Source organism: Mycobacterium sp. E2238 (assembly GCF_001672665.1).
Classification (GTDB): Bacteria; Actinomycetota; Actinomycetes; order Mycobacteriales; family Mycobacteriaceae; genus Mycobacterium.
This window is the reverse complement of the sequence record NZ_LZKF01000222.1, coordinates 24441-46426: the sequence shown is the minus strand read 5'-3', so window position 1 is coordinate 46426 and position 21986 is coordinate 24441. Positions and strand designations below refer to the sequence as shown.

At 67.2% G+C, this 21986-nt stretch carries 23 protein-coding genes; 10 read left to right on the top strand and 13 right to left on the bottom strand.

What is annotated here, in order from left to right:
* On the top strand, positions 1 to 1940 hold a 1940-nt coding region (metE, locus tag A5711_RS20655), incomplete at its 5' end, for a 5-methyltetrahydropteroyltriglutamate--homocysteine S-methyltransferase (protein WP_067949791.1).
* A gap of 68 nt (positions 1941 to 2008) precedes the next feature.
* Here metE and A5711_RS20650 read toward each other — a convergent pair.
* Positions 2009 to 3733, bottom strand: coding sequence for a DUF3556 domain-containing protein (locus tag A5711_RS20650; RefSeq protein WP_067949790.1), 1725 nt, complete (start codon positions 3731 to 3733; stop codon positions 2009 to 2011).
* A gap of 123 nt (positions 3734 to 3856) precedes the next feature.
* Between A5711_RS20650 and A5711_RS20645 the strand changes: the two genes are divergently transcribed.
* Positions 3857 to 4075, top strand: a complete 219-nt coding sequence (locus tag A5711_RS20645) for a hypothetical protein (RefSeq protein WP_067949788.1) — start codon at positions 3857 to 3859, stop codon at positions 4073 to 4075.
* A 92-nt stretch (positions 4076 to 4167) separates the two neighbouring features.
* Here A5711_RS20645 and prpD read toward each other — a convergent pair whose 3' ends face one another.
* Positions 4168 to 5676, bottom strand: a complete 1509-nt coding sequence (gene prpD, locus A5711_RS20640) for a 2-methylcitrate dehydratase PrpD (RefSeq protein ID WP_082975792.1) — start codon at positions 5674 to 5676, stop codon at positions 4168 to 4170.
* Between the two features lie 117 nt (positions 5677 to 5793).
* On the opposite strand from prpD, the gene A5711_RS20635 reads away from it, so the two are divergent.
* From A5711_RS20635 to A5711_RS20625, 3 genes are all read left to right on the top strand, one after another.
* Positions 5794 to 7158, top strand: coding sequence for a flavin monoamine oxidase family protein (locus A5711_RS20635; RefSeq protein ID WP_067949784.1), 1365 nt, complete (start codon positions 5794 to 5796; stop codon positions 7156 to 7158).
* Positions 7159 to 7241: 83 nt separating this feature from the next.
* Complete coding sequence (locus A5711_RS20630; RefSeq protein ID WP_067949782.1) at positions 7242 to 7568, top strand: hypothetical protein; 327 nt, start codon at positions 7242 to 7244, stop codon at positions 7566 to 7568.
* Positions 7569 to 7637: 69 nt separating this feature from the next.
* Positions 7638 to 8126: a hypothetical protein gene (locus tag A5711_RS20625; RefSeq protein ID WP_231987512.1), complete on the top strand. Its 489-nt coding sequence runs from the start codon at positions 7638 to 7640 to the stop codon at positions 8124 to 8126.
* Positions 8127 to 8334: 208 nt separating this feature from the next.
* Here A5711_RS20625 and A5711_RS20620 read toward each other — a convergent pair whose 3' ends face one another.
* Entirely contained in the window at positions 8335 to 8844 is a 510-nt protein-coding gene (locus tag A5711_RS20620; RefSeq protein ID WP_067949778.1) for a DoxX family protein, read from the bottom strand.
* A gap of 140 nt (positions 8845 to 8984) precedes the next feature.
* On the opposite strand from A5711_RS20620, the gene A5711_RS20615 reads away from it, so the two are divergent.
* Together A5711_RS20615 and A5711_RS20610 are read left to right on the top strand one after the other, a co-directional pair.
* The gene (locus tag A5711_RS20615) at positions 8985 to 10625 is read left to right on the top strand and encodes a pyruvate, phosphate dikinase (protein WP_231987513.1); all 1641 of its coding nucleotides are present in this window, start codon (positions 8985 to 8987) and stop codon (positions 10623 to 10625) included.
* Positions 10622 to 11236, top strand: coding sequence for a hypothetical protein (locus tag A5711_RS20610; RefSeq protein ID WP_067949775.1), 615 nt, complete (start codon positions 10622 to 10624; stop codon positions 11234 to 11236). Before A5711_RS20615 ends, A5711_RS20610 begins: the two co-directional genes overlap by 4 nt.
* Here A5711_RS20610 and A5711_RS20605 read toward each other — a convergent pair whose 3' ends face one another.
* The 3 genes from A5711_RS20605 to A5711_RS20595 form a co-directional block, all read right to left on the bottom strand.
* On the bottom strand, positions 11237 to 12478 hold the full coding sequence (locus tag A5711_RS20605; RefSeq protein WP_067949773.1) for a DUF1298 domain-containing protein: 1242 nt from the start codon (positions 12476 to 12478) through the stop codon (positions 11237 to 11239).
* A complete protein-coding gene (locus A5711_RS20600) occupies positions 12479 to 13384 on the bottom strand; it encodes an alpha/beta fold hydrolase (RefSeq protein WP_067949770.1) in 906 nt (301 codons plus the stop codon).
* A gap of 111 nt (positions 13385 to 13495) precedes the next feature.
* A complete protein-coding gene (locus A5711_RS20595) occupies positions 13496 to 13969 on the bottom strand; it encodes a VOC family protein (protein ID WP_067949768.1) in 474 nt (157 codons plus the stop codon).
* A 122-nt stretch (positions 13970 to 14091) separates the two neighbouring features.
* Here A5711_RS20595 and A5711_RS20590 point away from each other — a divergent pair, with 122 nt between their 5' ends.
* Positions 14092 to 14958: an alpha/beta fold hydrolase gene (locus tag A5711_RS20590; protein WP_067949766.1), complete on the top strand. Its 867-nt coding sequence runs from the start codon at positions 14092 to 14094 to the stop codon at positions 14956 to 14958.
* Positions 14959 to 15026: 68 nt separating this feature from the next.
* Here A5711_RS20590 and gnd read toward each other — a convergent pair whose 3' ends face one another.
* Together gnd and A5711_RS20580 are read right to left on the bottom strand one after the other, a co-directional pair.
* Entirely contained in the window at positions 15027 to 16049 is a 1023-nt protein-coding gene (gene gnd / locus A5711_RS20585; protein WP_067949764.1) for a phosphogluconate dehydrogenase (NAD(+)-dependent, decarboxylating), read from the bottom strand.
* Positions 16050 to 16064: 15 nt separating this feature from the next.
* Complete coding sequence (locus tag A5711_RS20580; RefSeq protein ID WP_067949802.1) at positions 16065 to 17468, bottom strand: glucose-6-phosphate dehydrogenase; 1404 nt, start codon at positions 17466 to 17468, stop codon at positions 16065 to 16067.
* Between the two features lie 124 nt (positions 17469 to 17592).
* Between A5711_RS20580 and A5711_RS20575 the strand changes: the two genes are divergently transcribed.
* Positions 17593 to 18417 carry an adenylate/guanylate cyclase domain-containing protein gene (locus A5711_RS20575; RefSeq protein ID WP_067949762.1) on the top strand — a complete coding sequence of 275 codons (825 nt, stop codon included), beginning with the start codon at positions 17593 to 17595 and terminating at the stop codon, positions 18415 to 18417.
* Here the strand turns inward: A5711_RS20575 and A5711_RS20570 are convergent.
* On the bottom strand, positions 18369 to 18578 hold the full coding sequence (locus tag A5711_RS20570; RefSeq protein WP_067949760.1) for a hypothetical protein: 210 nt from the start codon (positions 18576 to 18578) through the stop codon (positions 18369 to 18371). The genes A5711_RS20575 and A5711_RS20570 overlap by 49 nt on opposite strands.
* Before the next feature lie 100 nt (positions 18579 to 18678).
* Here A5711_RS20570 and A5711_RS20565 point away from each other — a divergent pair, with 100 nt between their 5' ends.
* The gene (locus A5711_RS20565; RefSeq protein WP_067949758.1) at positions 18679 to 19368 is read left to right on the top strand and encodes a guanylate cyclase; all 690 of its coding nucleotides are present in this window, start codon (positions 18679 to 18681) and stop codon (positions 19366 to 19368) included.
* Here the strand turns inward: A5711_RS20565 and A5711_RS20560 are convergent.
* The 4 genes from A5711_RS20560 to A5711_RS20545 form a co-directional block, all read right to left on the bottom strand.
* Positions 19365 to 19688 carry a putative quinol monooxygenase gene (locus tag A5711_RS20560; protein WP_067949756.1) on the bottom strand — a complete coding sequence of 108 codons (324 nt, stop codon included), beginning with the start codon at positions 19686 to 19688 and terminating at the stop codon, positions 19365 to 19367. The genes A5711_RS20565 and A5711_RS20560 overlap by 4 nt on opposite strands.
* A gap of 324 nt (positions 19689 to 20012) precedes the next feature.
* Positions 20013 to 20567 (bottom strand): glycoside hydrolase, encoded by a 555-nt coding sequence (locus tag A5711_RS20555; RefSeq protein ID WP_082975791.1) that lies wholly within the window; start codon positions 20565 to 20567, stop codon positions 20013 to 20015.
* Between the two features lie 145 nt (positions 20568 to 20712).
* Positions 20713 to 21072, bottom strand: coding sequence for a hypothetical protein (locus A5711_RS20550; protein WP_067949754.1), 360 nt, complete (start codon positions 21070 to 21072; stop codon positions 20713 to 20715).
* A 175-nt stretch (positions 21073 to 21247) separates the two neighbouring features.
* Positions 21248 to 21904, bottom strand: a complete 657-nt coding sequence (locus A5711_RS20545; RefSeq protein WP_067949753.1) for a DUF998 domain-containing protein — start codon at positions 21902 to 21904, stop codon at positions 21248 to 21250.
* Positions 21905 to 21986 lie beyond the last annotated feature (82 nt).

Genomic DNA, 21986 nt, shown 5'->3' with positions numbered 1-21986 from the left:
AGATGACCAAGTGGTTCGACACCAATTACCACTACCTGGTTCCCGAGATCGAGCCCGCGACCACGTTCTCGCTCAACCCCGACAAGGTGCTCTCCGAGCTGAAAGAAGCTCTCGGGCAAGGGATTCCCGCCCGCCCGGTCGTCATCGGACCGATCACCTTCCTGCTGTTGAGCAAGGCGGTCAACGGCGGCGGTGCGCCGATCGAGCGGTTGCAGGAGTTGGTGGGAATCTACTCGGAGTTGTTGTCCGTACTCGCGGACAACGGCGCGCGGTGGGTGCAATTCGACGAGCCGGCGCTGGTGACCGACATCTCCCCCGATGCCCCGGCACTGGCCGAGGCCACGTACAGCGCGCTGGGCGAGGCGGGCAACCGCCCCGCCATCTACGTCGCCACCTATTTCGGCGACCCCGGCGCCGCCCTGGCCGGGCTGGCCCGCACCCCGGTCGAGGCGATCGGCGTCGACCTGGTGTACGGCCCCGACACGGCGGTGGCGGGCATCCCGGAATTGGCCGGCAAGACCCTGGTGGCCGGCGTCGTCGACGGGCGCAACGTCTGGCGCACCGACCTGGAGTCGGCGCTCGTCAAATTGGCCACGCTGCGGGATTGCGCTGCGACAGTGGCGGTCTCGACCTCCTGCTCGACGATGCACGTGCCGTACTCGCTCGAACCGGAAACCGATCTGGACGACGCGCTGCGCAGCTGGCTGGCGTTCGGCCAGGAGAAGGTCGCCGAGGTGGTGACGCTCGCGCGCGCACTGCGGGACGGACGCGATGCCGTCGCCGATGCGATCGCGGCGTCCAATGCCGCGGTGGCCTCCCGCACGAGCGATCCGCGGCTGCACAACGACCGGCTACGCGAACGCATCGACTCGATCGTCGCGTCGGGCACCCACCGTGGCGACGCCGCGGGGCGGCGGGCCAGCCAGGACGAGCGGCTGCACCTGCCGCCGCTGCCGACCACGACCATCGGCTCCTACCCGCAGACCTCCGCTATCCGCAAGGCGCGCGCCGCGCTGCGCTCCGGCGAGATCGACCAGGCGGAATACGAGAAGCGGATGAAGAAGGAAATCGCCGACGTCATCAAGCTGCAGGAGGAACTCGGGCTCGACGTGCTGGTGCACGGCGAGCCGGAGCGCAACGACATGGTGCAGTACTTCGCCGAGCAGCTGGAGGGCTTTTTCGCCACGCAGAACGGGTGGGTGCAGTCGTACGGCAGCCGCTGCGTGCGGCCGCCGATCCTGTACGGCGACGTGATTCGCACCCACCCGATGACAGTCGAGTGGATCAAGTACGCGCAGTCGTTGACCGACAAGCCGGTGAAGGGCATGCTGACCGGCCCGGTCACCATCCTCGCGTGGTCGTTCGTCCGCGACGATCAGCCGCTGGCCGACACCGCCAACCAGGTTGCGCTGGCCATCCGGGACGAGACCGTGGACCTGGAGTCGGCGGGCATCGCGGTCATCCAGGTCGACGAGCCGGCGCTGCGCGAGCTGCTGCCGCTGCGCCGCGCCGATCAGGAGGACTACTTGCGTTGGGCCGTAGGGTCTTTCCGGTTGGCCACCTCCGGCGTCGCCGACGCCACGCAGATCCACACGCACCTGTGCTACTCGGAGTTCGGTGAGGTGATCGGGGCGATCGCCGACCTGGACGCCGACGTGACGTCGATCGAGGCGGCACGTTCACACATGGAGGTGCTGGACGACCTCAACTCGATCGGCTTCTCCAACAGCGTCGGCCCCGGCGTCTACGACATCCACTCGCCGCGGGTGCCGAGCACGGCCGAGATGGCGGAGTCCTTGCGCGCGGCGCTGAGAGCCGTTCCGGCGGAACGGCTCTGGGTCAACCCCGACTGCGGGCTGAAGACGCGCAACTCCGACGAGGTCACCGCGTCGCTGAAGAACATGGTCGCCGCCGCGCGGGAGGTGCGTTCGGGGGCTTAGCGTTCCGCGAGCGTAACCGCACCGCGCTTTTCACGCGGTTATTTCGCAGTGCGGTTACGCTCGCGAACCTATCCCGACAGCACCTCGACGGGGACGTCGTCGGCCCACGGTTGCCGGGTCACCATGTCGGCGACCCGGACGATGCCGCGCTCGAACTCGCCCGTCGCCGCGTCCACCAGCCGATAGGCCTGGGTCTGCTTGTGGATGGGCTGCGCGTCGAGCAGGACCACTCGCACCTCGCCCGGCGCGAAGTGGCAGCGCTCCTGCAGGGCGGCGATCAGCTGTTCGTTGTGCATGTGGCCGTCGCCGAAATTCCAGCCGATGGCGGTGCTGCAGATGCGCTCGCCGTCGGTCAGGACGTAGTCGTCCTCGTTCTGGCCCGCCATCGCGCGGTGCGCGAGCGTGAACAAGGCACGGCCGTGAGTGTTGAACCCGCGGAAGGCATATCCCATATAGAGCGGGATTTGCGCGGCCTCCGGGCTGCCGTAGAACCGCTCCAGCTGGGCCTGCGGCATGCTCGCGATCGCCACGATGCCGCGGGTGATCTTGTCGGTGGCCGAGGGCTTGATGCACCACAGCGTGGTGTCCCAGTTGCCGGCGTAATACCGCATCCCCGGCAGGAACGAGATCTTGCGCGGAAACATGTTGCCCAGCAGGACGATTCCTGCGATGACGACGAACAATATCGCCACCACCACCGGGTGCCTCAGGTCGCGCAGTCCGAGGCGGGCGTGCGCGACGAACAACGACAGCACCCCGAAGATCATGAAGACGTTCCACTCCAGCGGGACGCCCATGGGGATCGACACCAGGATGCCCAGGTGGAAACAGACCATGACTATGGCGGCAACCGTGATGGGCCAGCCGCCGTGGCAGAAGAACAGCGGCAGCGGCACCAGCATTTCGATCGCCGTGCTGAGGTGCGCCACCCACCGCGACAGCCGCCCCGGCCGCAGATCGTCCGGGAACTTCTCGAAGAACTGCCGCTTCAGCCACCGGGGCCGCACCAGCGGGTTGTTGGACATCATCGTGGAGATCACGAACGGGAAGTGCTTGTTGAGCTTCGACGTCGCGGCGCCCATCCAGATGACCAGGAACACCACCTTGGACCCGATGATCATGTCGGGCGCACCGAAGAGGAAGGTGACCGCCATCGTCGCGTACACCTCGCCGCGGGCGGCCAGGAAGATCACCTTGTCGCGCAGCCCGAGCACGCCGAGCAGCAGCAGGATGAGGACGATCTTCCAGGCGGGCAGCAGCCCGATCGTGGTGCCCAACTCGGGCATCGGTCCGGTACCGTCGGCGAACAGCGCCGCGAAAGTCACCAGCAGGAACAGCGCGTACAGCGCGACATCGACCGGCTTGCGCTTGGTGCCCGCGGTAAGCGGGACCCGGCCCGGCCAGGGTGGCAGCCGGATGGTGCCGAACCGCATCCAGTACAGGATCGAGCCCATCGGCGGGAAGAACCGGTTGTTCAGCGGCCCGAAGCCGCAACCGAGCCCGATCACTTCGAACAACATCGTGTAGAGCACGACCTTCTCGAACACGATCGGCTCCGACCACCACGACGCGACGTGGGTGAACCCACCGAGCCCCCTGGTGGCCGAGGCGAACAGCCACGCGAAGAGGATGTAGAGCAGGATTTTGACGACGTAGAACAGGTGCAGCGCGACCGGCGTGCCGAAGCCGACCTCGGCCCAGTGCCTGGCCATCGGGCGGATCTTTTCGCTACGGGTGCCCTTGTTCCACTCGGCCATGTCGAGCTGCGGCAGCTCGGGCTTGAGAAATCCCATGGTGGTCAGATTAGAACGTGTTCTAGGCGCGCGTGACCCAAGCCCGGCAAGAAGGCTTTGCCTGCGACGACGCCCCCGGATAGCGTGAAACCGGGTCGGCGCGGCCCCTAGGAGGCGTCCACCATGACCAGGTTTCAAATTCTCATATCGGCCGCAGCGCTGGCGGCGTTCGTCAGTGCCGTGCCCGTCGCCCGGGCCGACGCGCCCGCGCCCGGTGATGCCTGCACGGTCCTGCATGCGACCACCCAGGATGCCAACAACAGGACGATGTGGTGCAACCCCACGATGACGGGCACCCACGACCTGGTGTGGCAGTACGGCGGGCCCGCCCCCAGCCCCTAGCTCACCCGCGCTTTCCGGGTGAGTCGAGGGCGGGAACCACGTGAAATTACCGCGCTGGACGCACACTGAAAACGGTGTGCGCACACGCGATTTCACTCACGAAAGAGTCCCGGCGGAATCACCGGCGCCCGCCCGAGCGCCCGCGGATCAACCGTCACGTTGAGCGCATCGAGATCGCCCGACCGCAGATCGGCGAGCGCGTCCACGGTGGAGAGAAACCGTTCCCGCTCGGCCGGTTCCACCACGTCGCCGGCGAGCTCGGTGAACTTCTGCACGTACTGCGGACGCCGGAAGGGCCGGGCGCCCAGCGGATGGGCGTCGGCGACGGCCAGCTCGTCGACGATCACTTCCCCGCTCTTCAGCGTGACCTCGGCGCGCGCCCCGAACGCCTTCTCGGCGGGATCCGTCGCGTGGTAGCGGCGGGTCCACTCCGGATCCTCCACCGTCGAGATCTTGTGCCACAGCTCGACGGTGTCGGGCCGGTGGGCCCGCTCGGCAGCGTAGGAGCGTTCGTGGTGCCAGCCGCCGTCCTGCAGCGCAACGGCGAAGATGTAGGGCAGCGAGTGGTCGAGCGTCTCCCGCGACGCGTCCGGATCGAACTTCTGCGGATCCCCGGAGCCCGTTCCGATGACGACATGGGTGTGGTGGCTGGTGTGCAGTACGACGGTCGCGATCTCACCGAGGTCGCGGATGCGCTCGCGTAACCGCCGGGCCAGGTCGATCGGCGCCTGGCTCTGGTATTCGGCCGAATGCTCCTTGGTGTAGCTGTCCAGAATCGCTCGCTTCGGCTCGCCGGGAGCGGGCAGGGGCACGCGGTATTCGCGTTCGGGCCCACCTAGCAGCCAGGCGATCACCCCGTCCTCGCCCTCCCAGATGGGCGCCGGAGATCCCTCGCCGCGCATCGCCCGATCGACGGCCTCGATCGCGACCTTGCCGGCGTGCGCCGGGGCGAAGGCCTTCCAACTGGAGATCAGCCCCTTGCGGGATTGTCGGGTGCTGGTGGTCAGATGCAGCGCCTGCCCGACCGCCTGGTAGATCGTCTCGGTGTCCAACCGCAGCATGGTCCCGATGCCGGCCGCCACGGACGGCCCCAGATGCGCGACATGGTCGATCTTGTACTCGTGCAGGCAGATTCCGCGGGCCAGGTCGATCTGGATCTCGTGGGCGGTGGCCAGGCCGCGGATCAGGTCGGCGCCGGGCAGGCCCAGCTGCTGGGCGACCGCGACCAGCGGGGGGATGTTGTCACCCGGGTGGGAGTATTCGGCGGCCAAAAACGTGTCGTGGAAGTCGAGTTCACGTACCGCCACGTTGTTCGCCCAGGCCGCCCACTCGACCGAATAGGTTCCGTCGACGCCGAAAACCCTGGCCCCGCGGCGCGCGGGATGGGCCAGCGCCTGCTGCCGCGCCACGGTGACGGGCCGGCGCAGCACGGCGGCGGCGCTCACCGCCGCGTTGTCGATGATCCGGTTCGCCACCATCTCCGCGGTTTCCGGTTCGACGGCAACCGGGTCGGCGGCGACTTCGGCGATCTTGGCGGCCAGGTGTTCGCGACGGGGAAAGTCGTCGGAGCTGCGCCGTGTCCGAACCGTATGCACCAACACAAATTCGCACCCTATGGGTGGCGATACTGCGTGCGGAAATCTGCGTGAACCTGCTCCTGCCGATGCCGCCGGCGGTGTAATTTGCTGCTGGGTGGGGCATAGGTTGAGGAGCCAGCCATGTCAGAAGTCGACTATTGCGTGGTCGGAGCGGGATTCGCGGGATTGACGGCCGCCCTGCGGTTGAAGCGGGCGGGTCATTCGGTGGCCTTGCTGGAGGCGCGCGACAGGGTCGGCGGCCGCACCTTCACCGAGTACCGCCCCGACGGTACGTGGATCGATCGCGGCGGCGCATGGATCGGACCGGGCCAGGACCGGATCTACGCGCTGATGGACGAGTTCGGCGTCTCCGAGTACAAGCAGCACAACGACGGCGACGCCATGATGATCGTCGACGGCAAGAAGCACCGCTACGGCGGCACCGTCCCCTGGACGATGAGCCCATGGGCGGTCGCCAACCTCGGGGTCGGTTTGCTGTCGATCGAGAAAATGGCCAAATCGCTTCCGTGCGAGGCGCCTTGGGACGCCAAACACGCCGACGAGTGGGACCGCATCAGCCTGGGCGAGTGGATCGAGCAGAACACCATGTCCAAGCAGGCCCGCGAAATGCTGGACATGGCTTTTGCCGGCCTCTACACCTCGGCGGCGTCAGAGACGTCCTTGCTGTGGGGGTTGTTGCAGACGGCGTCCGCGGGCGGGCTGACGTTCGCGATTTCGGGGAAGGGCGGCTCCCAGGACGCCCGCCCGGTCGGGGGAATGGGTGCGATTTACGGTGCCATCGCGGCCGAATTGGGTGACGCGGTGCACCTTTCGCAACCGGTCCGGCAAATCGCCCAGGACTCCGACGGTGTGACGGTGACCGCCGCCGACCTGACGGTGCGCGCCCGGCGCGTCATTGTGGCGATCCCGCTGGCGATCGCCGCCTCGATCGTCTACGAGCCGTTGCTGCCGGTGGATCGGGCGATGCTGCACCAGCGGATGCCGAGCGGCGCGGTGATTAAGACGTCGATCGTCTACGACGAGCCGTTCTGGCGCGCCGACGGGCTGTCGGGTCAATCGGCCGCACCGGGATCCCCGGCCACCCTGACGATCGACGCCTGCACGGACACCGGTGACCCCGGCGTCATGTGCGTCATCACCGAAGGGCCCGCGGCGCGGCGGCTGACCAAGCTCAACGAGGCCGAGCGCAGAGCCGCGCTCGTCGGTGAGCTGGTGGACCGGTTCGGCGAGAAGGCGAGAACGCCGCAGGAGTACCACGAGCAGAACTGGACCGTCGAGCGCTACTCCGGCGGGGGGATGATCAGCCACGCCCCGACCGGCGTGCTGACCGAATTCGGTTACACCCTGCGCGAGCCCTGCGGCCGCATCCACTGGGCGGGGACGGAAAGCTCGGCCGTCATGTGCGGGTGGATCGACGGCGCGATCCGCTCCGGTGAGCGCGCGGCGACCGAAGTGCGCGAGGCCGAGACGGCGGCGGTCGCCTAGCCGGCCACTTCTGGTTCAGGGCCCGCGGTTTGGATGTAACGTCGCACTGGCTGGCCGACCACCGGCAGGGGGGAGGAGACACTGTGGGCTTCTTCAGGAAGAAAAGTCACTCCGCACAAGCCCTCAGTGCGGAAAAGGTCTACTACTCCACCCCTTTTGGCAACACTAAAGACGGCAGACAAAAGGCCTTCTTACTAGGACGCGGCGAAATGCAGTTCTTCCCGGTGTTCCGCAGCAGGGAGTCGCTTATCGACTTCTTTGAGAAAATGAATCGTGCCGGCTACATGATTCTCGAGGGAGACGTACAGAGCGTCCTCGAAACTAATCGCTCGATCGAGCTGATGAAGGACGTCGCCATCGTGATTGAGCCCCTGAGCGAAAATCCCGTTGAGATCATGCCCAACTCATAACAGAAATCAACGGCTGAATGGATCGAGGGGGAACCGTTGCGTACCAGGGTAATTGATGTAGTGGCCGTCGTGGCGGCCATCGCGTCGGCCGCACTGACTCTTCTGCCATGGGTCGATGTGAGCCCGTTGGGCCTGCCCATTCGCTGGAATGGTCTGGGCATCTACATCGGCGAGCACGGCGATCACTATGGTGGCCTGTTCACCGGCCTGGTCAACGGCACGCCGGGGTGGGTCGTACTGATCGCCTCGATTGCCGCCGGCGGCGCGCTGCTTGGCGCGAGCCGAGTGCGGGTGCTCGGATTCGTGGCGTGCGGATGCGCGGTCGTCGCATTCCTCAGCGCCGTCTTGTGTCTGGCGTATCCGGCCGTACTCGCCGGCGACGCCAAGAACGAATTAGGCATATCCGTAGTCCCCGACCGGCAAGTGCTGAACTCCTGGGCGTTGATCGCCGAAGCCGCCTCCACCGGCGTACTGGTGGTATGCGCCACGCTTACCGTTGCCAAAGGGAAGAGGGCTGTCAGCGAACCATCCACTCCCGAGGTGGACCGGCAAAGCTGACCTTGGCCGCGGTATCAAGGTCGAGACACATCGCTACGGATAGCGCGACTTCAAGTGCGCTCGGCGTCCGCGATCCCGGTGAGCCGCTCATCCCGCAGGACTCACACCGCTATCCATCGGAACACCCGGATCGCTGGCATCAGTCAGTCGCGCCAGCGGATAGAAGTACTCGCCGCGGCCATCGCACGTCGGCGCGGTCGGTCGCCAGCTAACCGGCCTGCTTAGCGGGAGGACGGTAGAAGATGACCAGTTGGCCGAGCGCTCCGGCCAGGCCGAGCACGACAGAGATGAGTAAGCCGCGCCAGCCGTCCATCCAGTTGTGCCCGAACACGACGTAGTCCAGGCTCAGCTTTCCGGCGCCCAGGGTGGCGACGACCACGGCGCTGACCGCCAGGACCAGGTTGTACTCCCAGCCCTCCTTGACGATGAAGAAGCCGTTAGCGCGGTGCACCGTCCAGGCCGCGACCAGCATCAACGACACGAAGCCGGCGGCGGGGATCGGGGTGAGCAGGCCGGCGGCCAGGCCCAACCCGGCGGCCATCTCGGTCGTGGCAGCCACGGTGGCGTGGAACTTGCCCGGCTTCATGCCGATGCTTTCGAACCACCGCGCGGTGCCCGGGATGCGGCCGCCACCGAAGAACTTGTTGTAGCCATGCGCGGCCAACGTCACGCCCAACACCAGCCGCAAGATCAGTAACCCGACGTCGTAGGGAGTCATACCTGCAAACCTAGATCATCGGGCGGACCGGATAACAGGACCGCCGAGCAGCTAACTCCCGCGGCGCGTGTGGGAACATTGCGGACGTTCCGACATTGGCCGATCGGCAGCCGACCAGAAGGGGGTGCACCACGGCTCGTATCGCACGAGGCAGCGGCGCTCCCTGTGGCGCGTCTAGCGCCTCGCCTGACGGGCATTCCGTGGTGTTACTGGACGGCACGGCCAGTCATCCGCGGGCGCTGCTGGGCAACAAGGGCCACGGCATCGAGGTGATGCACCGCCACGGTCTGCCGGTGCCGCCCGCCTTCTGCATCACCACCGAGGTGGGGCTGCGGTACCTCGCCGACCCCGGGGCCACCATCGACGCGATCTGGGCCGACGTGCTGGACCGGATGAGCTGGCTGGAGGCGCAGACCTCGCGCACGTTCGGTCGGGGCCCGCGTCCGCTGCTGGTCAGCGTGCGCTCGGGGGCCACCCAGTCGATGCCGGGCATGATGGACACGATCTTGGACCTCGGCATGAACGATGACGTCGAGCATGCGCTCGCCGCCGCCGGCGCCGCCGCGTTCGCCCGCGACACGCGCCGGCGGTTCGACCGCATGTACCGGCGCATCGTCGGATTGGACGAACAAGAATCGGCGCCCGCCGACCCCTATGCGCAGCTACGCGCCGGCATCGAGGCGGTGTTCGCCTCGTGGAACTCGCCCCGGGCCCTCGCCTACCGCGCCCATTCCGGCGGCGACGATCAGAGCGGCACGGCCGTCGTCGTGCAGGCGATGGTGTTCGGCAACCACGGCCCCGATTCCGGTGCGGGCGTTCTCGTTTCACGCAATCCCGTCACCGGCGACCGCGCACCGTTCGGCGAATGGCTACCCGGCGGACAGGGTGACGACGTGGTGTCCGGGTCGGTCGACGTCGAGCCGGTCACCGCCCTGCGCGAAGAGCAGCCGGCCGTCTACGACGAGTTGATGGACGCCGCCCGCAGATTGGAGCGACTCGGGTCCGACGTTCAAGAGATCGAGTTCACCGTCGAAGACGGCAAACTCTGGCTGCTGCAGACACGGGGCGCGGAGCGGTCGGCGCAGGCAGCGGTGCGCCTCGCATTACAGCTGCGGCACGAGGGGCTCATCGACGACGCGCAGACGCTGAGACGGGTGAGCCCGGCGCACGTACAAACTCTGCTGCTACCGGCATTACAGCCGGAAATACGTTTGTCGGCAAGACTTCTGGCCAAGGGATTGCCGGCCTGCCCGGGCGTCGCATCGGGCAGGGCGTACACCGACGTCGACGAGGCGCTCGATGCCGCCGAGCGAGGTGAGCCGGTGATCCTGGTGCGCGACCACACCCGGCCGGAAGACGTCTCCGGCATGCTCGCCGCGCAAGGCATCGTCACCGAGGTCGGCGGGGCGGCCAGCCACGCGGCGGTGGTCAGCCGCGAACTCGGCCGGGTGGCTGTGGTGGGTTGTGGCCCCGGGGTCGCCGCATCCCTGGCCGGCAAGCTGATCACCGTCGACGGCGCGAAAGGCGAAGTGCGCGAGGGCAACCTGAGCCTGTCCGCCTGGTCCGAAAGCGATACACCCGAACTGCGGGAGTTGGCCGACATCGCCCGACGGCTCAGCCCGCTGCGCGCCCACACCTCCGGCGGCCACATGCGGCTGGATGACGCCACGGACGACGCGGTCTCGGAGGCGATGAAACGCGGACACACCGACGTCGTTTCGGCCACCCCGCTGATCGTCATGCTGACCGCGCTGCGCCTCGCGGGCGAGACCACGCCATGACCGAATTGGCGGTGTTGCAAGCGGTTCGGCTGAAGGGCCGGCTGCGTCCCGCCGAGCTTGCCGCGACACTCAACGAAGACCTCGCCGACGTGACGACCATCGTCGAACAGCTGACCGCGGCAGGCCTACTGGTCAACGAGGCGACCGTGCGGATCACCCCCGCCGGGCGCGACCGGCTCGCGACCCTGCTGGCCGAGGAGCGCAGCGGCGCCGACCGGGCGGTGCTGGCCGCCGCCTACGACGACTTTCGGCCCGTCAACGCCGATTTCAAATCCTTGGTCACCGACTGGCAGCTCAAGGGCGGTCCCGACGGCACCCCGAACGCGCACGACGACGCGGAATACGACGCGGCGGTGCTGGCCCGCCTCGACGATGTGCATGCGCGGGTGCTGCCCATCATCGAGTCGGTCGCGGCGCAGCTGCCGCGACTGAACGCATACCCGGCGAAACTGGTTGCGGCGCTGGGCAAAGTGCGGGCAGGCGAGACGGCATGGCTGACCAGGCCGCTCATCGACTCTTACCACACCGTGTGGTTCGAGCTGCACGAGGAGCTGATCTCCGCCGTCGGCCTCACGCGGGAGGAAGCCGCCCGATCCGGTGACGCGCAGTAGCTACAACACCGCGTCGAGAAGCCGCACGTAGGCATCGATGTCGGGGACGGCCGACTCGGCGGCGTGCACGCTGACCGCGATGGTGTCGCCGATCCCGTGCACGCCATGCGTCAGCCCCATCACCGGCGACAGCGCCGGGTAGCCGGCCGTCAGGACCGCCCGGGTTCCGCCGAAGGTCAGATCGGCCGGCCCGCGGTACACGCTGGACAACACGGTGTTGCCGGATACCTGCTCGGGGCGGACATCGAAATCGAATTGGGCTACGCCCCAACGTAAGAGGACTGCGGGTACCGCCGCGAAGGCTCGGTCGGCGTAACGCGTGGCCGGATGCGCGAAGCGGCGCCGGCCGTTGGCCAGCTCCGCCGCGATCCGCTCGGCGCGGGCTTCCCACCCCAGCTTCGGATACAGACCCACCGTGACGTTACCGAAGTGGTTATACGCATGCGCGACACCGGGTTTGGCCATCGGAACCTCGGCGCCCAGCGTATCGGCGGCGTCGCCCAGCAACTCGTAGAGCGCCGCGGATATCGCCGTCAGCGCGCCCACCGTGACAGTAGGGCCGCGCAACTGCGAGCGGTGTCGCACCAGCGTGCGCACCGACCGGGCCGCGCCAGGCCGCGCATTCGTCGGCAGCAGTGGCCGGGGATCTGCCTTGGCGGTCAGCAGACCCGCGCGAGTGTCGCGCTCCAACTGCCGATGGGCGCGAGCCGCCTGCGCGGCTCGCCACGGCAAGAATCCGGCCCGCAGCCGCCGCACCCCGGGCACGTGGTCCGGCCGGCCGAAGAGCCAACCCGCCATCGCGGAGGCTCGGGCCCCGTCGGCCAACGCGTGCGCGACCTGCATTACGGCCACGCTCCCCGGTCCGGTCACGTTCGGGATGCCCAGCACCGCGCTGAAGACGTGCAGCCGCCAGGGCATCCGGCGCACGTCCAGCTGGTCGCCGGCAAGGGCGACGACGGCGGCCAGGCAGCCGGCCCAGCTGCGGTCCTCGAGGTCGTGGCGGACGACCTGGTCGGGCGTGACGGCCGCGGGAACCCACTGCGGATACACGAGCGGGCCGCGATCCCGCAGCCGCAGCGCCAGCTCCGGATCCTCGCTGGCCCGCCGGCGGAGTTGCTCAATGACGTGGGCGTAGTCGACGGGCTCGCCGTCGAACGCGTAGAGCAAGAACTCGTCGTTGGGAATCTTGGCCGACATCCAGTAGAACTGCGCATCGACAGCGGCCAACCGCTGCGGCGCCATTCAGCCGGGTGAGCCGATGAACCCGAGGATCAGGTCGGCGACCTTGTCGGGCTGCTCGAGCTGCAGGAAGTGCCCAGCGTGATCCACGATCGCCATCTCGCTGCCCGGCGGCAACACCTTCTCCGCCCAGCGGGCGAAAGCCGATGTCATGCAGCCGTCGTCGCGGCCATGCAGGTACAGGCACGGCCACACCGGCTCGGCTGTCCACAGCTCGTTCAGTTCGGCATACTGCGCCGGCGGCCGGGTGTTGCGGATCGTGGCGCGGTACGGTCCGAGCGCCGCACGCCAGCTCTCCGGCGTCCCGATCGCCGCGTCGACGTGGCGCAGATCCTCGTCGGCACGATAGCCCGGTGACCACCGCCGCCACAGCAGCGGCAGTACCCAGGACGCGGAATGCTCTGGCAACAAGGGCAATTGGAAGTACATGATGTACCAGCTGCGCAGCAGTTGACGCGCCAGTTGGCCGGCCAGCCGTCCGCGCTCCGCCGCGCCTGCCTTGCGGCGGAAGGCCGCGGACGGCGGCACCGACATGATCACGGCCTTGGTGAACGGGCTGTCGGGCATGGCGGCCAGACCGGTGGTGGCGATCGCACCCCAGTCGTGGCCGATCACCACGTCACCGTCGGTGCCGCCGGCCGCCGAGCGCACCCGCAAGGCGTCGTCCATCATCGCGCCGACGTGATAGCTGCCGTCGGCCGGGATCGACGACGGCGCGTATCCGCGCATGAACGGGGCCACCACCCGCCAGCCGGACTCGACGAGCCGGGGAGCGATCTTGCGGAACCCGTAGGGCGTGTCGGGGAAGCCGTGCAGGCACAAGGCGATGGGGCCACCGCGTGGCCCCCAGGTGAGTGCCTTCAGGTCCCCCGCAGGGCTGGGCACGTCGATCCAGCCTGGTTCACCCATATTGACTCCCTGCTCGGCGCGTCCGCACGGACCAACCTAACGCGTGCGGGCCCGCGACGCACCGACCGCATGCCCCAAGCGGTCAAAGCGGTGCTGCCACAGGGAGTTTCGCTAAACCTGCGCGGCGGCCCGATCCAAATCGGCGATGACGATCTTTCGCATGCCATACATCGCTTGAGTGGCGGCCGCCGCGCGTGCCCGGTCGGGGTCGCTGATCAGCTCGTAGAGCCGGTCCGGGACGATCTGCCAGCTCAGGCCGAAGCGGTCCTTGCACCAACCGCACTGCGATTCCTCGCCGCCGTCGGTCAACCGCTCCCAGTAGTAGTCGACCTCGTCCTGGTCCTTGCAGTGGATGGTGAACGACACCGCTTCGGTGAAGTGGAAGTGCGGGCCGCCGTTGATGCCGATGAACCGGGTGCCGTCCAGCACGAAGCTGCCGGACAGGACGGTGCCCGGCTCGCCCGGTCCGGCCTCCGTGGTTCGGTTGAAGCCCTCGATGTGAGAGTTCGGGAAAATCGAGGTGTAGAACCTGGCCGCCTCCTCCAGGTCATGGTCGAACCACAGCGACGGGGTGATCGATGGCATAGGCCGGGGTCTCCTCTTTGATCGTTGGTGTTGTCACTGGATAGACCCCGGCCAGCGGGAAAACTCATCGCGGCGCCGACCCGCGAGACGGTGCTTAAGCCCCCTATGTAACGTCAGGTCGCATGAGCACCGTCAGCAGCCTCCCTCAGACGGTCGAGTTTTCCGGTGTCGGCGGCATCACCCTGGTCGCCGACGAATGGAATGGCGGGACCGACGGCGCGGGGCGCCCGAGCGTCCTCATGCTGCACGGTGGCGGCCAGAACCGGCATTCCTGGAAAAACACCGGCCAAACGCTCGCCGACGAGGGCTTGCACGTCGTCGCAGTCGACAGCCGGGGACACGGTGACAGCGATCGCGCACCCAATGCCGACTACGACGTCGAGACCCTGACCGCCGATGTCTTGAAGGTAATCGAGGCGATCGGCCGGCCGGTGATGATCATCGGCGCGAGCATGGGCGGGCTGACCGGCATCCTCGCCGCCCACCGGGCGGGGCCCGCGGTGGTGACCCGACTGGTCCTCGTCGACGTGGTGCCCCGATTCGAGAAGGGCGGCAGCGCCCGCATTCGCGACTTCATGATCAGCGGCCTCGACGGTTTCGACTCCCTGGAGGAGGCCGCCGACGCCGTCGCCGCCTACCTCCCATACCGGGACAAGCCGCGCAGCCCCGAGGGCCTGAAGAAGAACCTGCGCCTGCGCGAGAACGGCCGCTGGTACTGGCACTGGGACCCGGCGTTCATGACCAAGCCCGGCGACGATCCCGAGCTGCGCACCGAGAAGTTCGAGCAGGCGGCGAAGAGCCTCTCGATTCCCGTCCTACTGATCCGCGGGAAGCTGTCCGACGTGGTGAGCCCCGAGGGCGTCCGGCATTTCCTGGCCAGCGTGCCCCGCGCGGAGTTCGTCGAGCTGTCCAACGCCGGGCACACCGCGGCCGGCGACGACAACGACGCGTTCAGCGACGCCGTGGTGAAGTTCGTCAAGCGGCACTGATTGGCCGCGATCCGCGTCCCGATGGCGGCGACCCGCATCGCCCGGCTCCGCCGCGCTCGCGATCGCCGCTAGTTCGCCGGCTTCTCGGCGTGCCCGCCGAACTGCTTGCGCATCGCCGACAGCGCCTTATTCGCGAAGTCATCGAGTGAGCGCGAGGCGAAGCGGGACTGCAGCGCGGTCGTCAGTACCGGCGAAGGGACGCCCTCGTCGATCGCCGCGATGGCGGTCCACCGGCCTTCCCCGGAATCGGAGACTCGCCCGGAGAACTCCTTGAGGTCGGGCGAATCGTGCAGCGCGATCGCGGTCAGGTCCAGCAGCCAGGAGCCGATGACGCTGCCGCGGCGCCATACCTCGGCGACCTCGGGAATGTCGAAGTCGTACTGGTAGAACTCCGGATTCGACAGCGGCGCCGTTTCCGCGTCGCCCTCTTGCACCTGCTTGCCAATGTCGGCACCGCGCAATATGTTCAGCCCCTCGGCGAGGGAGGCCATCATCCCGTACTCGATGCCGTTGTGCACCATCTTGACGAAGTGCCCGGCGCCGGACGGACCGCAGTGCAGGTATCCCCTTTCCGACCGCGCGACCTCGCCGTCACGCCCCGGCGTACGCGGCGCCGCTTCCACTCCGGGAGCGACCGAGGCGAAGATGGGTTCGGCGTGCAGGAAAGCCTCGTCGTCGCCGCCGATCATCAGGCAGTAGCCGCGTTCCCGGCCCCACACGCCACCGCTGGTGCCGCAGTCCAGTAGGTGAATACCCTTCTCCGACAGCGTCTTCGCGTGGCTGATGTCGTCGCGGTAGTACGAGTTGCCGCCGTCGATGACGATGTCGCCGGAGTCCAGGGTGTTGGCCAGCTCCTCGATGACCCCGGTCGTGATGGTCCCCGCCGGCACCATCACCCAGACCACCCGCGGAGCGGTCATCTTCTCGGCGAGCTCCTGCAGGGACGCCACCCCGGTGGTCCTCTCCTCCCCCGCCATCGCCTTGACCGCGTCCGGGTTGTGGTCGTAGACCACGCATTCGTGTCCGTCCTTGGCGACGCGGCGGACGATGTTCGCGCCCATCCGGCCGAGGCCGATCATCCCGAGCTGCATCTCTTCCTGTTCTCCTTACTGTGACGTCTGCTTGGGCAGCCACGGCTCTTGCCAGCTGCGGTGGCCGTGCAGCAGCGACTGCGCGGCCTCGGGTCCCCAGGAGCCCTGGTCGTAGTGATGGATCCGGCCTGGTTTGTCCAGCACGGGTTGCACGATCCGCCATGTCTCCTCGATGGCGTCCTCCCGGGCGAACAGCTGGCGGTCCCCGGTGAGCGCGGCGTACAGGAGCCGTTCGTAGGGGCGCACAGCTTCCCCGAGGTCCTCCGCGAACGACGAGTCCAGGTGTACGTCGTGCCATTCGTCGCCCACTTGGGCGGACAACTGCAGCCGCATCCCCGGATCGGGATCGATGCGCAGCACGATCTGGTTGGGCGCGGGCGGCCGACGGTTGGGCAGGAACGAGAATCCGGGAACGTGGTGGAGGAACATCCGCACCTCGGTGACCTTCTCCGGCAACGCTTTTCCCGCGCGCAAGAAGATCGGCACGCCCGCCCAGCGCCAGTTATCGATCTCGGTCCGCAGCGCGATATAGGTCTCGGTTTGGGAATCCTTGGTTACCCCGTCCACGTCGGTGTAGCCGCGGTATTGGCCACGCACGCAACGCTCGGGATCCAGCGCCGGCATCGCGCGGAACACCTCGGCCTTCTTGTCGTTCAGGTCATCGGCGCTGGGGCCGACCGGGGGCTCCATCGCGACCAGCGCGAGCACCTGAAGCAGATGGTTCTGCACGACGTCACGCAGGGCACCCACCGCGTCGTAGAACTTGCCGCGGTCCTCGATGCCGAAATCCTCGGCCATGGTGATGTGAATTTCGGAAATGCTGTCCCGGTCCCACAGCTTGGCCAGCGCGTTGTTGGCGAAGCGCAGGTACTGCAGCTCTTCGACGGGTTGCTTGCCCAGGAAGTGATCCACCCGCAGGATCTGGTCCTCGTCGAGCACCGCGCGCAGCCGGGCGTTCAGGTCACGCGCAGAGGCCAGGTCGTGGCCGAACGGCTTCTCCACCGCGACGCGTGCGCACTCCAACAGGTCGGCCTTGGCGAGGTTTTCCACGATCGGCGCGAACAGGGACGGCGGCATTTCCAGGTAGTACAGCGGCCGGCAGTCCTTGCCGATCTTCTCGGCGAGCTGGCCGTAGAGCTTGTCGTCGGTGACGTCACCGTGCAGATAAGACAGCCGGCCCGCGAGCCGGTCGAACACCGCGTCGTCGAACTTCTCACCCGACGCCTTGATGGCGTCGCGGGCGCGCCCGACCAGCTTCTCGAGGGGGATGTCGTCACTGGCCACGCCGACGATCGGGATGTCCAACATGCCGCGCGCCTCGAGCCGGTACAAGGCCCGGTACGTCATCTTGCGCGCCAGGTCCCCGGTGATGCCGAATATCACCAGCTTGTTCGAAGAGTTGTCACCGCCGTCAGCCAAGCCCGCACCTCCGAAAGTCATCGGCTCTTCCAGACTCACTACCCGCGGCGGTCGGACCTAACACTAGACACCGCACACAGACCCGACAACCTCAAGCCACCGCGGCCTTTGGCAGGATGCTTGCGTGGGCGACGCGCTGCATATCACGGTCTACGTGCTGGCCGGCGCTGCCGCGATCGAGGCTATCGCGCTCGCCGTGGTGTCGCGGCTACTGGTCCGCAGCCGCCAGGAGATCGACGAGTTGCGGCACCGCACCGACGCCCGCAATTGGTTGCTGTCGGGCGGCCGCGAGGCTCTCAAAACGGTGTGGAACACCGCGAACGTAGTGCGCAAAGAAGGCTTCGGCGCCGCCGTGCGCAGTTCGATCGAAGACCTCGCCGACTGGGCGGAGGTGGAGCGCCCCGACCTGGCGCGGGTCACACCGGATGGCCGGGTGGTGATCCTGTTCTCCGACATCGAGGAATCCACCGCGCTCAACGAACGGATCGGTGATCGCGCCTGGGTCAAGCTGATTGGGGCGCACGACAAGCTGGTGTCGGAGCTGGTGCAGCGACGGTCTGGTCACGTGGTGAAGAGCCAGGGCGACGGGTTCATGGTGGCATTCGCCCGCGCCGACCAGGCGGTGCGGTGCGGCATCGACCTACAGCGTGCGCTACGCAAGGATGCAAAGCGCAAGCGGCACGAGGAGATTCGCGTCCGGATCGGCATCCACATGGGCCGCTCGGTGCGTCGCGGCGACGATCTGTTCGGCCGGAACGTCGCAATGGCGGCAAGGGTGGCGGCGCAGGCGGCCGGTGGTGAGATCTTGGTGAGTCAGCCGGTGCGAGATGCCCTTTCCGACAGTGACGACATCCGCTTCGACGCAGGCCGCGACGTCGAACTCAAGGGATTTTCGGGCAACTATCGGTTGTTCGCCGTCGACGTCCCGGCCGATCCCGATTCGGCCTGAAAGCCCTCGCCGTCGTATTCGGCCAGCCGCTGGTGCAGGCGGGACCGGACCTCGTCGGCCGTGTAGGCGCGTCGTTTGCGTTGGTCGCGAACCACCAGCGCGCCCCCGGCGACGACACCGGCGACGCCGGCCAGCCCAAGCCATTTCCACACATTGCGCATGAACCCAGGGTATTCGCGCTGTGTTCAACTTGTGCGCTCTTGCAACTCCGAAGCCTGAGGGCGGACGTGTTCACGACGGACGCGAAGTACTCTCCTCATAATGCTCACCCTCGATCAAGCGCTGAACGAGACTCGCACGGGCGACCTCTGGTTGTTTCGCGGCCGCTCCCGGCCCGACCGCGCGATTCAGACGTTGACGAACGCACCGGTCAATCACGTCGGCATGACGGTGGCCATCGACGACCTGCCACCATTGATTTGGCATGCCGAACTGGGCGACAAGCTCGAGGACATGTGGACGGGAACCAACCACCGCGGCGTGCAGCTCAACGACCTGCACCAGGCGGTCTTGCAGTGGACGCAGCGTTACGACCAGCGGTGCTGGCTACGTCAGCTGACACCCCACCCCACCCGCGAACAGGAAAACAAGCTCCTGCGGGTGATCGCCCGGATGGACGGCACCGCGTTTCCCACCACTGCCCGGCTGACCGGTCGCTGGTTCCGCGGCCGGCTCCCGACCATCAATGACTGGGTGCGCGGAATCCCCGTGGTGGACAGCAAGGTTCGCGAGCAGACCCGGCGCCGCCGGGAAGAGCGCAAGATGAGCCTTTCCACTGCCTATTGCGCGGAGACGGTGGCGATCACGTACGAGGAAATGGGATTGCTGAACACGGACAAGGACGCCAATTGGTTTGACCCCGGCAAGTTCTGGAGCGGTGACACGCTTCCGCTGGCTCCGGGCTTTCAGCTGGGCGACGAAATTGCCGTAACGGTAACGGGAGCCGGCTAGTCGACCGACATCTCACCCAGTTCGGACCATCCGGAAGCATCGATGGTCTGGTTGATGATTTTCGGGGTAGACGTCAGTGCCTGCGGGAGTTCTTGCATCGCCCGCTTGAAGTGGTCGCTGTTGACGTGGATGCCGCCCGCCTCACCGTCACGGAACGCCTCCACCAAAACGTACTCCGCCGGGTTGTCCAGGCTTCGCGACCACTCGAACCAGAGATTGCCTTCCTCGGCACGAGTGGCGGAGGTGAAGGATGCGACGAGTTCTGGCCAGCGGTCCGCCCACTCGGGCTTGGTCTCGAACTTCACGACGATGAAGATCATTGCGGTGCCCACCTAGCTCGCTCCTGGATACTGCGCCTCGCCCGGTCGCGCCGGGCAGCGCCAGCATATCCGCCCGTCGGCGCCGCCGGCCGTGATCGGGCTCCAGCAAAGTGCGCCCCGGGCGTTGCAATTGAACACCCGGGGCGCACTTTCGCATTGATTCCGTGCGAATCGCGGACCGCTTAGCAGCTGCGCAAGTGGCCTGCCTCACAGACCGTGCGCAAGCCGAGCTATTTCACTGTGCACTGGCTCCTGTTCTGCTTGCGTGTCCTATATGCGTCAAATAGTGGCACGAAAGATTGAGACTTTCGCGAATTGCTTTCGTTAAGGATTCGCAATTCCCGGTTCGCCGGGCGGCGGCATTTCGGGCGCCGGCGGGGCCGGTGGTGCGGGCGGTGCGGGAGCCATGGCGTCGACCAGGACGGGCGGCGCCTCCGGCGGTGGCGGCGGCGCGTCCGGCGGCGGTGGCGGCGCGTCCGGCGGCGGCGGAAGGGCGCCTTCGCCATCCGGCGGCATCGGCAGGAACATGTGATGCGTGAACCCGGCCTGGTAGGCGCCGGCGCCACCGATGTGCACTCCACCGTGCTCACCGCTGGACACCGGGGTCCCGTCCGGCAGGGTCGCGGCCGTGTGGCCGCCGTTCCACCCGATCACGAGGGCGTTAGGGGCGGTTCCGTATTGAAAGCCGCGCGCCAACAAAGCCGCTTCTTCATTGCCGGTGTTGAACCGGTTTCCGAAGACGGGCCTGTCGGATGCCGCGTTGGCAACCCAGGAAACGAGTCCCGAGCAATCCGTCCCGGACGGAGAATCCCCACCCGCAATATAAGGCGTTCCGGATACCTGATTGATCAATGACAGCAATGTTGCAAGTACTACCATGGCCGGGGACGCTAGCAATGCCAGTTATTATCCGCCAAAATTTGTGGCGCACGTCATTCGCAAACCGGACAATGGCCTTCGCCGCACTTTCAGCAAATCGGACGCCCCGGCAGATGCGCCTACCAGCAAACGTCTGCGCGGACGATCAGCGGCTTTCGGACCCGCGCTCGGTGTCCGCTATCTCGCGGTCGATGTCCGCCTGCTCGCGTCGAGCCGTCGCTTCGGTGCGCTTCGATTGTTCGCCCACGCGCCGGATCCGGTCGCGCTCACGCTGTTCGGACGTGCCCTCGCGTTCGTCCGCGCGGCGCTCCCGTTCGTCCGCTAATTCTTCGCGCTCGTCAGCGATTTGGTCCCGCCGGTCGGCGAGCCGATCTCGTCTGCCGGCCATCCACTCGCGCCGTCCGACCTCGGCCTCGCGGTCCGCGAGTTCCCGCTCGCGCTCGTCGAGCGCCTCGGCCCGGCGTTCCAACTCCTCAGGAGTCTCAGGGCAGTCCTCACCGACCACGACGAGATCTTAACGCCGCGCCGCCCACCACGCATGAGTGCCTGGATACCCGTGGGCGCCGACCCCGCCGTGCATGTCTCCGACTAATTCGTACCAAGTAGCCGAGATTTCGCAGCCGGCAACGAGCCAATCCATCGGCCCGCCGCCAAATCGGTGGACGCCCGGCGGAGGTTCGTCATTCACCAAGGCCGCGGAGCGACACGGAGCTCAGCCATCCGAGCCCGACAATGATCGAGATACGTTGGAAGATACCGCTTTTGCCGCTGAGGCCGAATCGACCCTTGATAGCGGCACCCAACAGGAGCAGGGTCCCCGCCATCACCGTGCTCGATCCTGCCGAGTAGCAGGCCCAACGGTAGTCCCCGGTACGCACGGCGGTGGCCGCGCTGGCCAGGCCGGCAACCGGGATGCCCGCAAAGACCGGGATCCCGCAGAGGTCGTGCATCCGCCCCGCACGAGTGCGCCGGGCCGGGGCGGAGAGCTCGCCGAGACGATCACCAACATAATCGGTGACGAAGACTCCCGAGCCGATCAACCCAATGCCCGCTCCAGCGACGACCGCCGGAACGGCACGCGGTCCAATGCGCCGCCGATCGCAACGTGCGAGACCCGCAGCCGCACATGAATATAGAAGTCCGGCAAGGATGAAATTGATGCGCTGATCCCAGCCTTGACGACCGACCGCAAGCGAACTGACCGGGTAGCGCCGCCAGTCGTAGCCCCGACGCGCGGCTCCGATCGCGGTGAAAGCAGTCACGAAGAGCGGCCCGGCGAGGGCGCCACAGAGGAGCTGAACAGAACGCGCGCGTGGTAAGCGGCCGCCAACTGACACCAGTCCAGCCTACTTAACCGTTGAGTTAGACCGCGCCTCTACAGCTCCACCGAGACGCAGCCAGCCGAAGTTCGTTGCACAC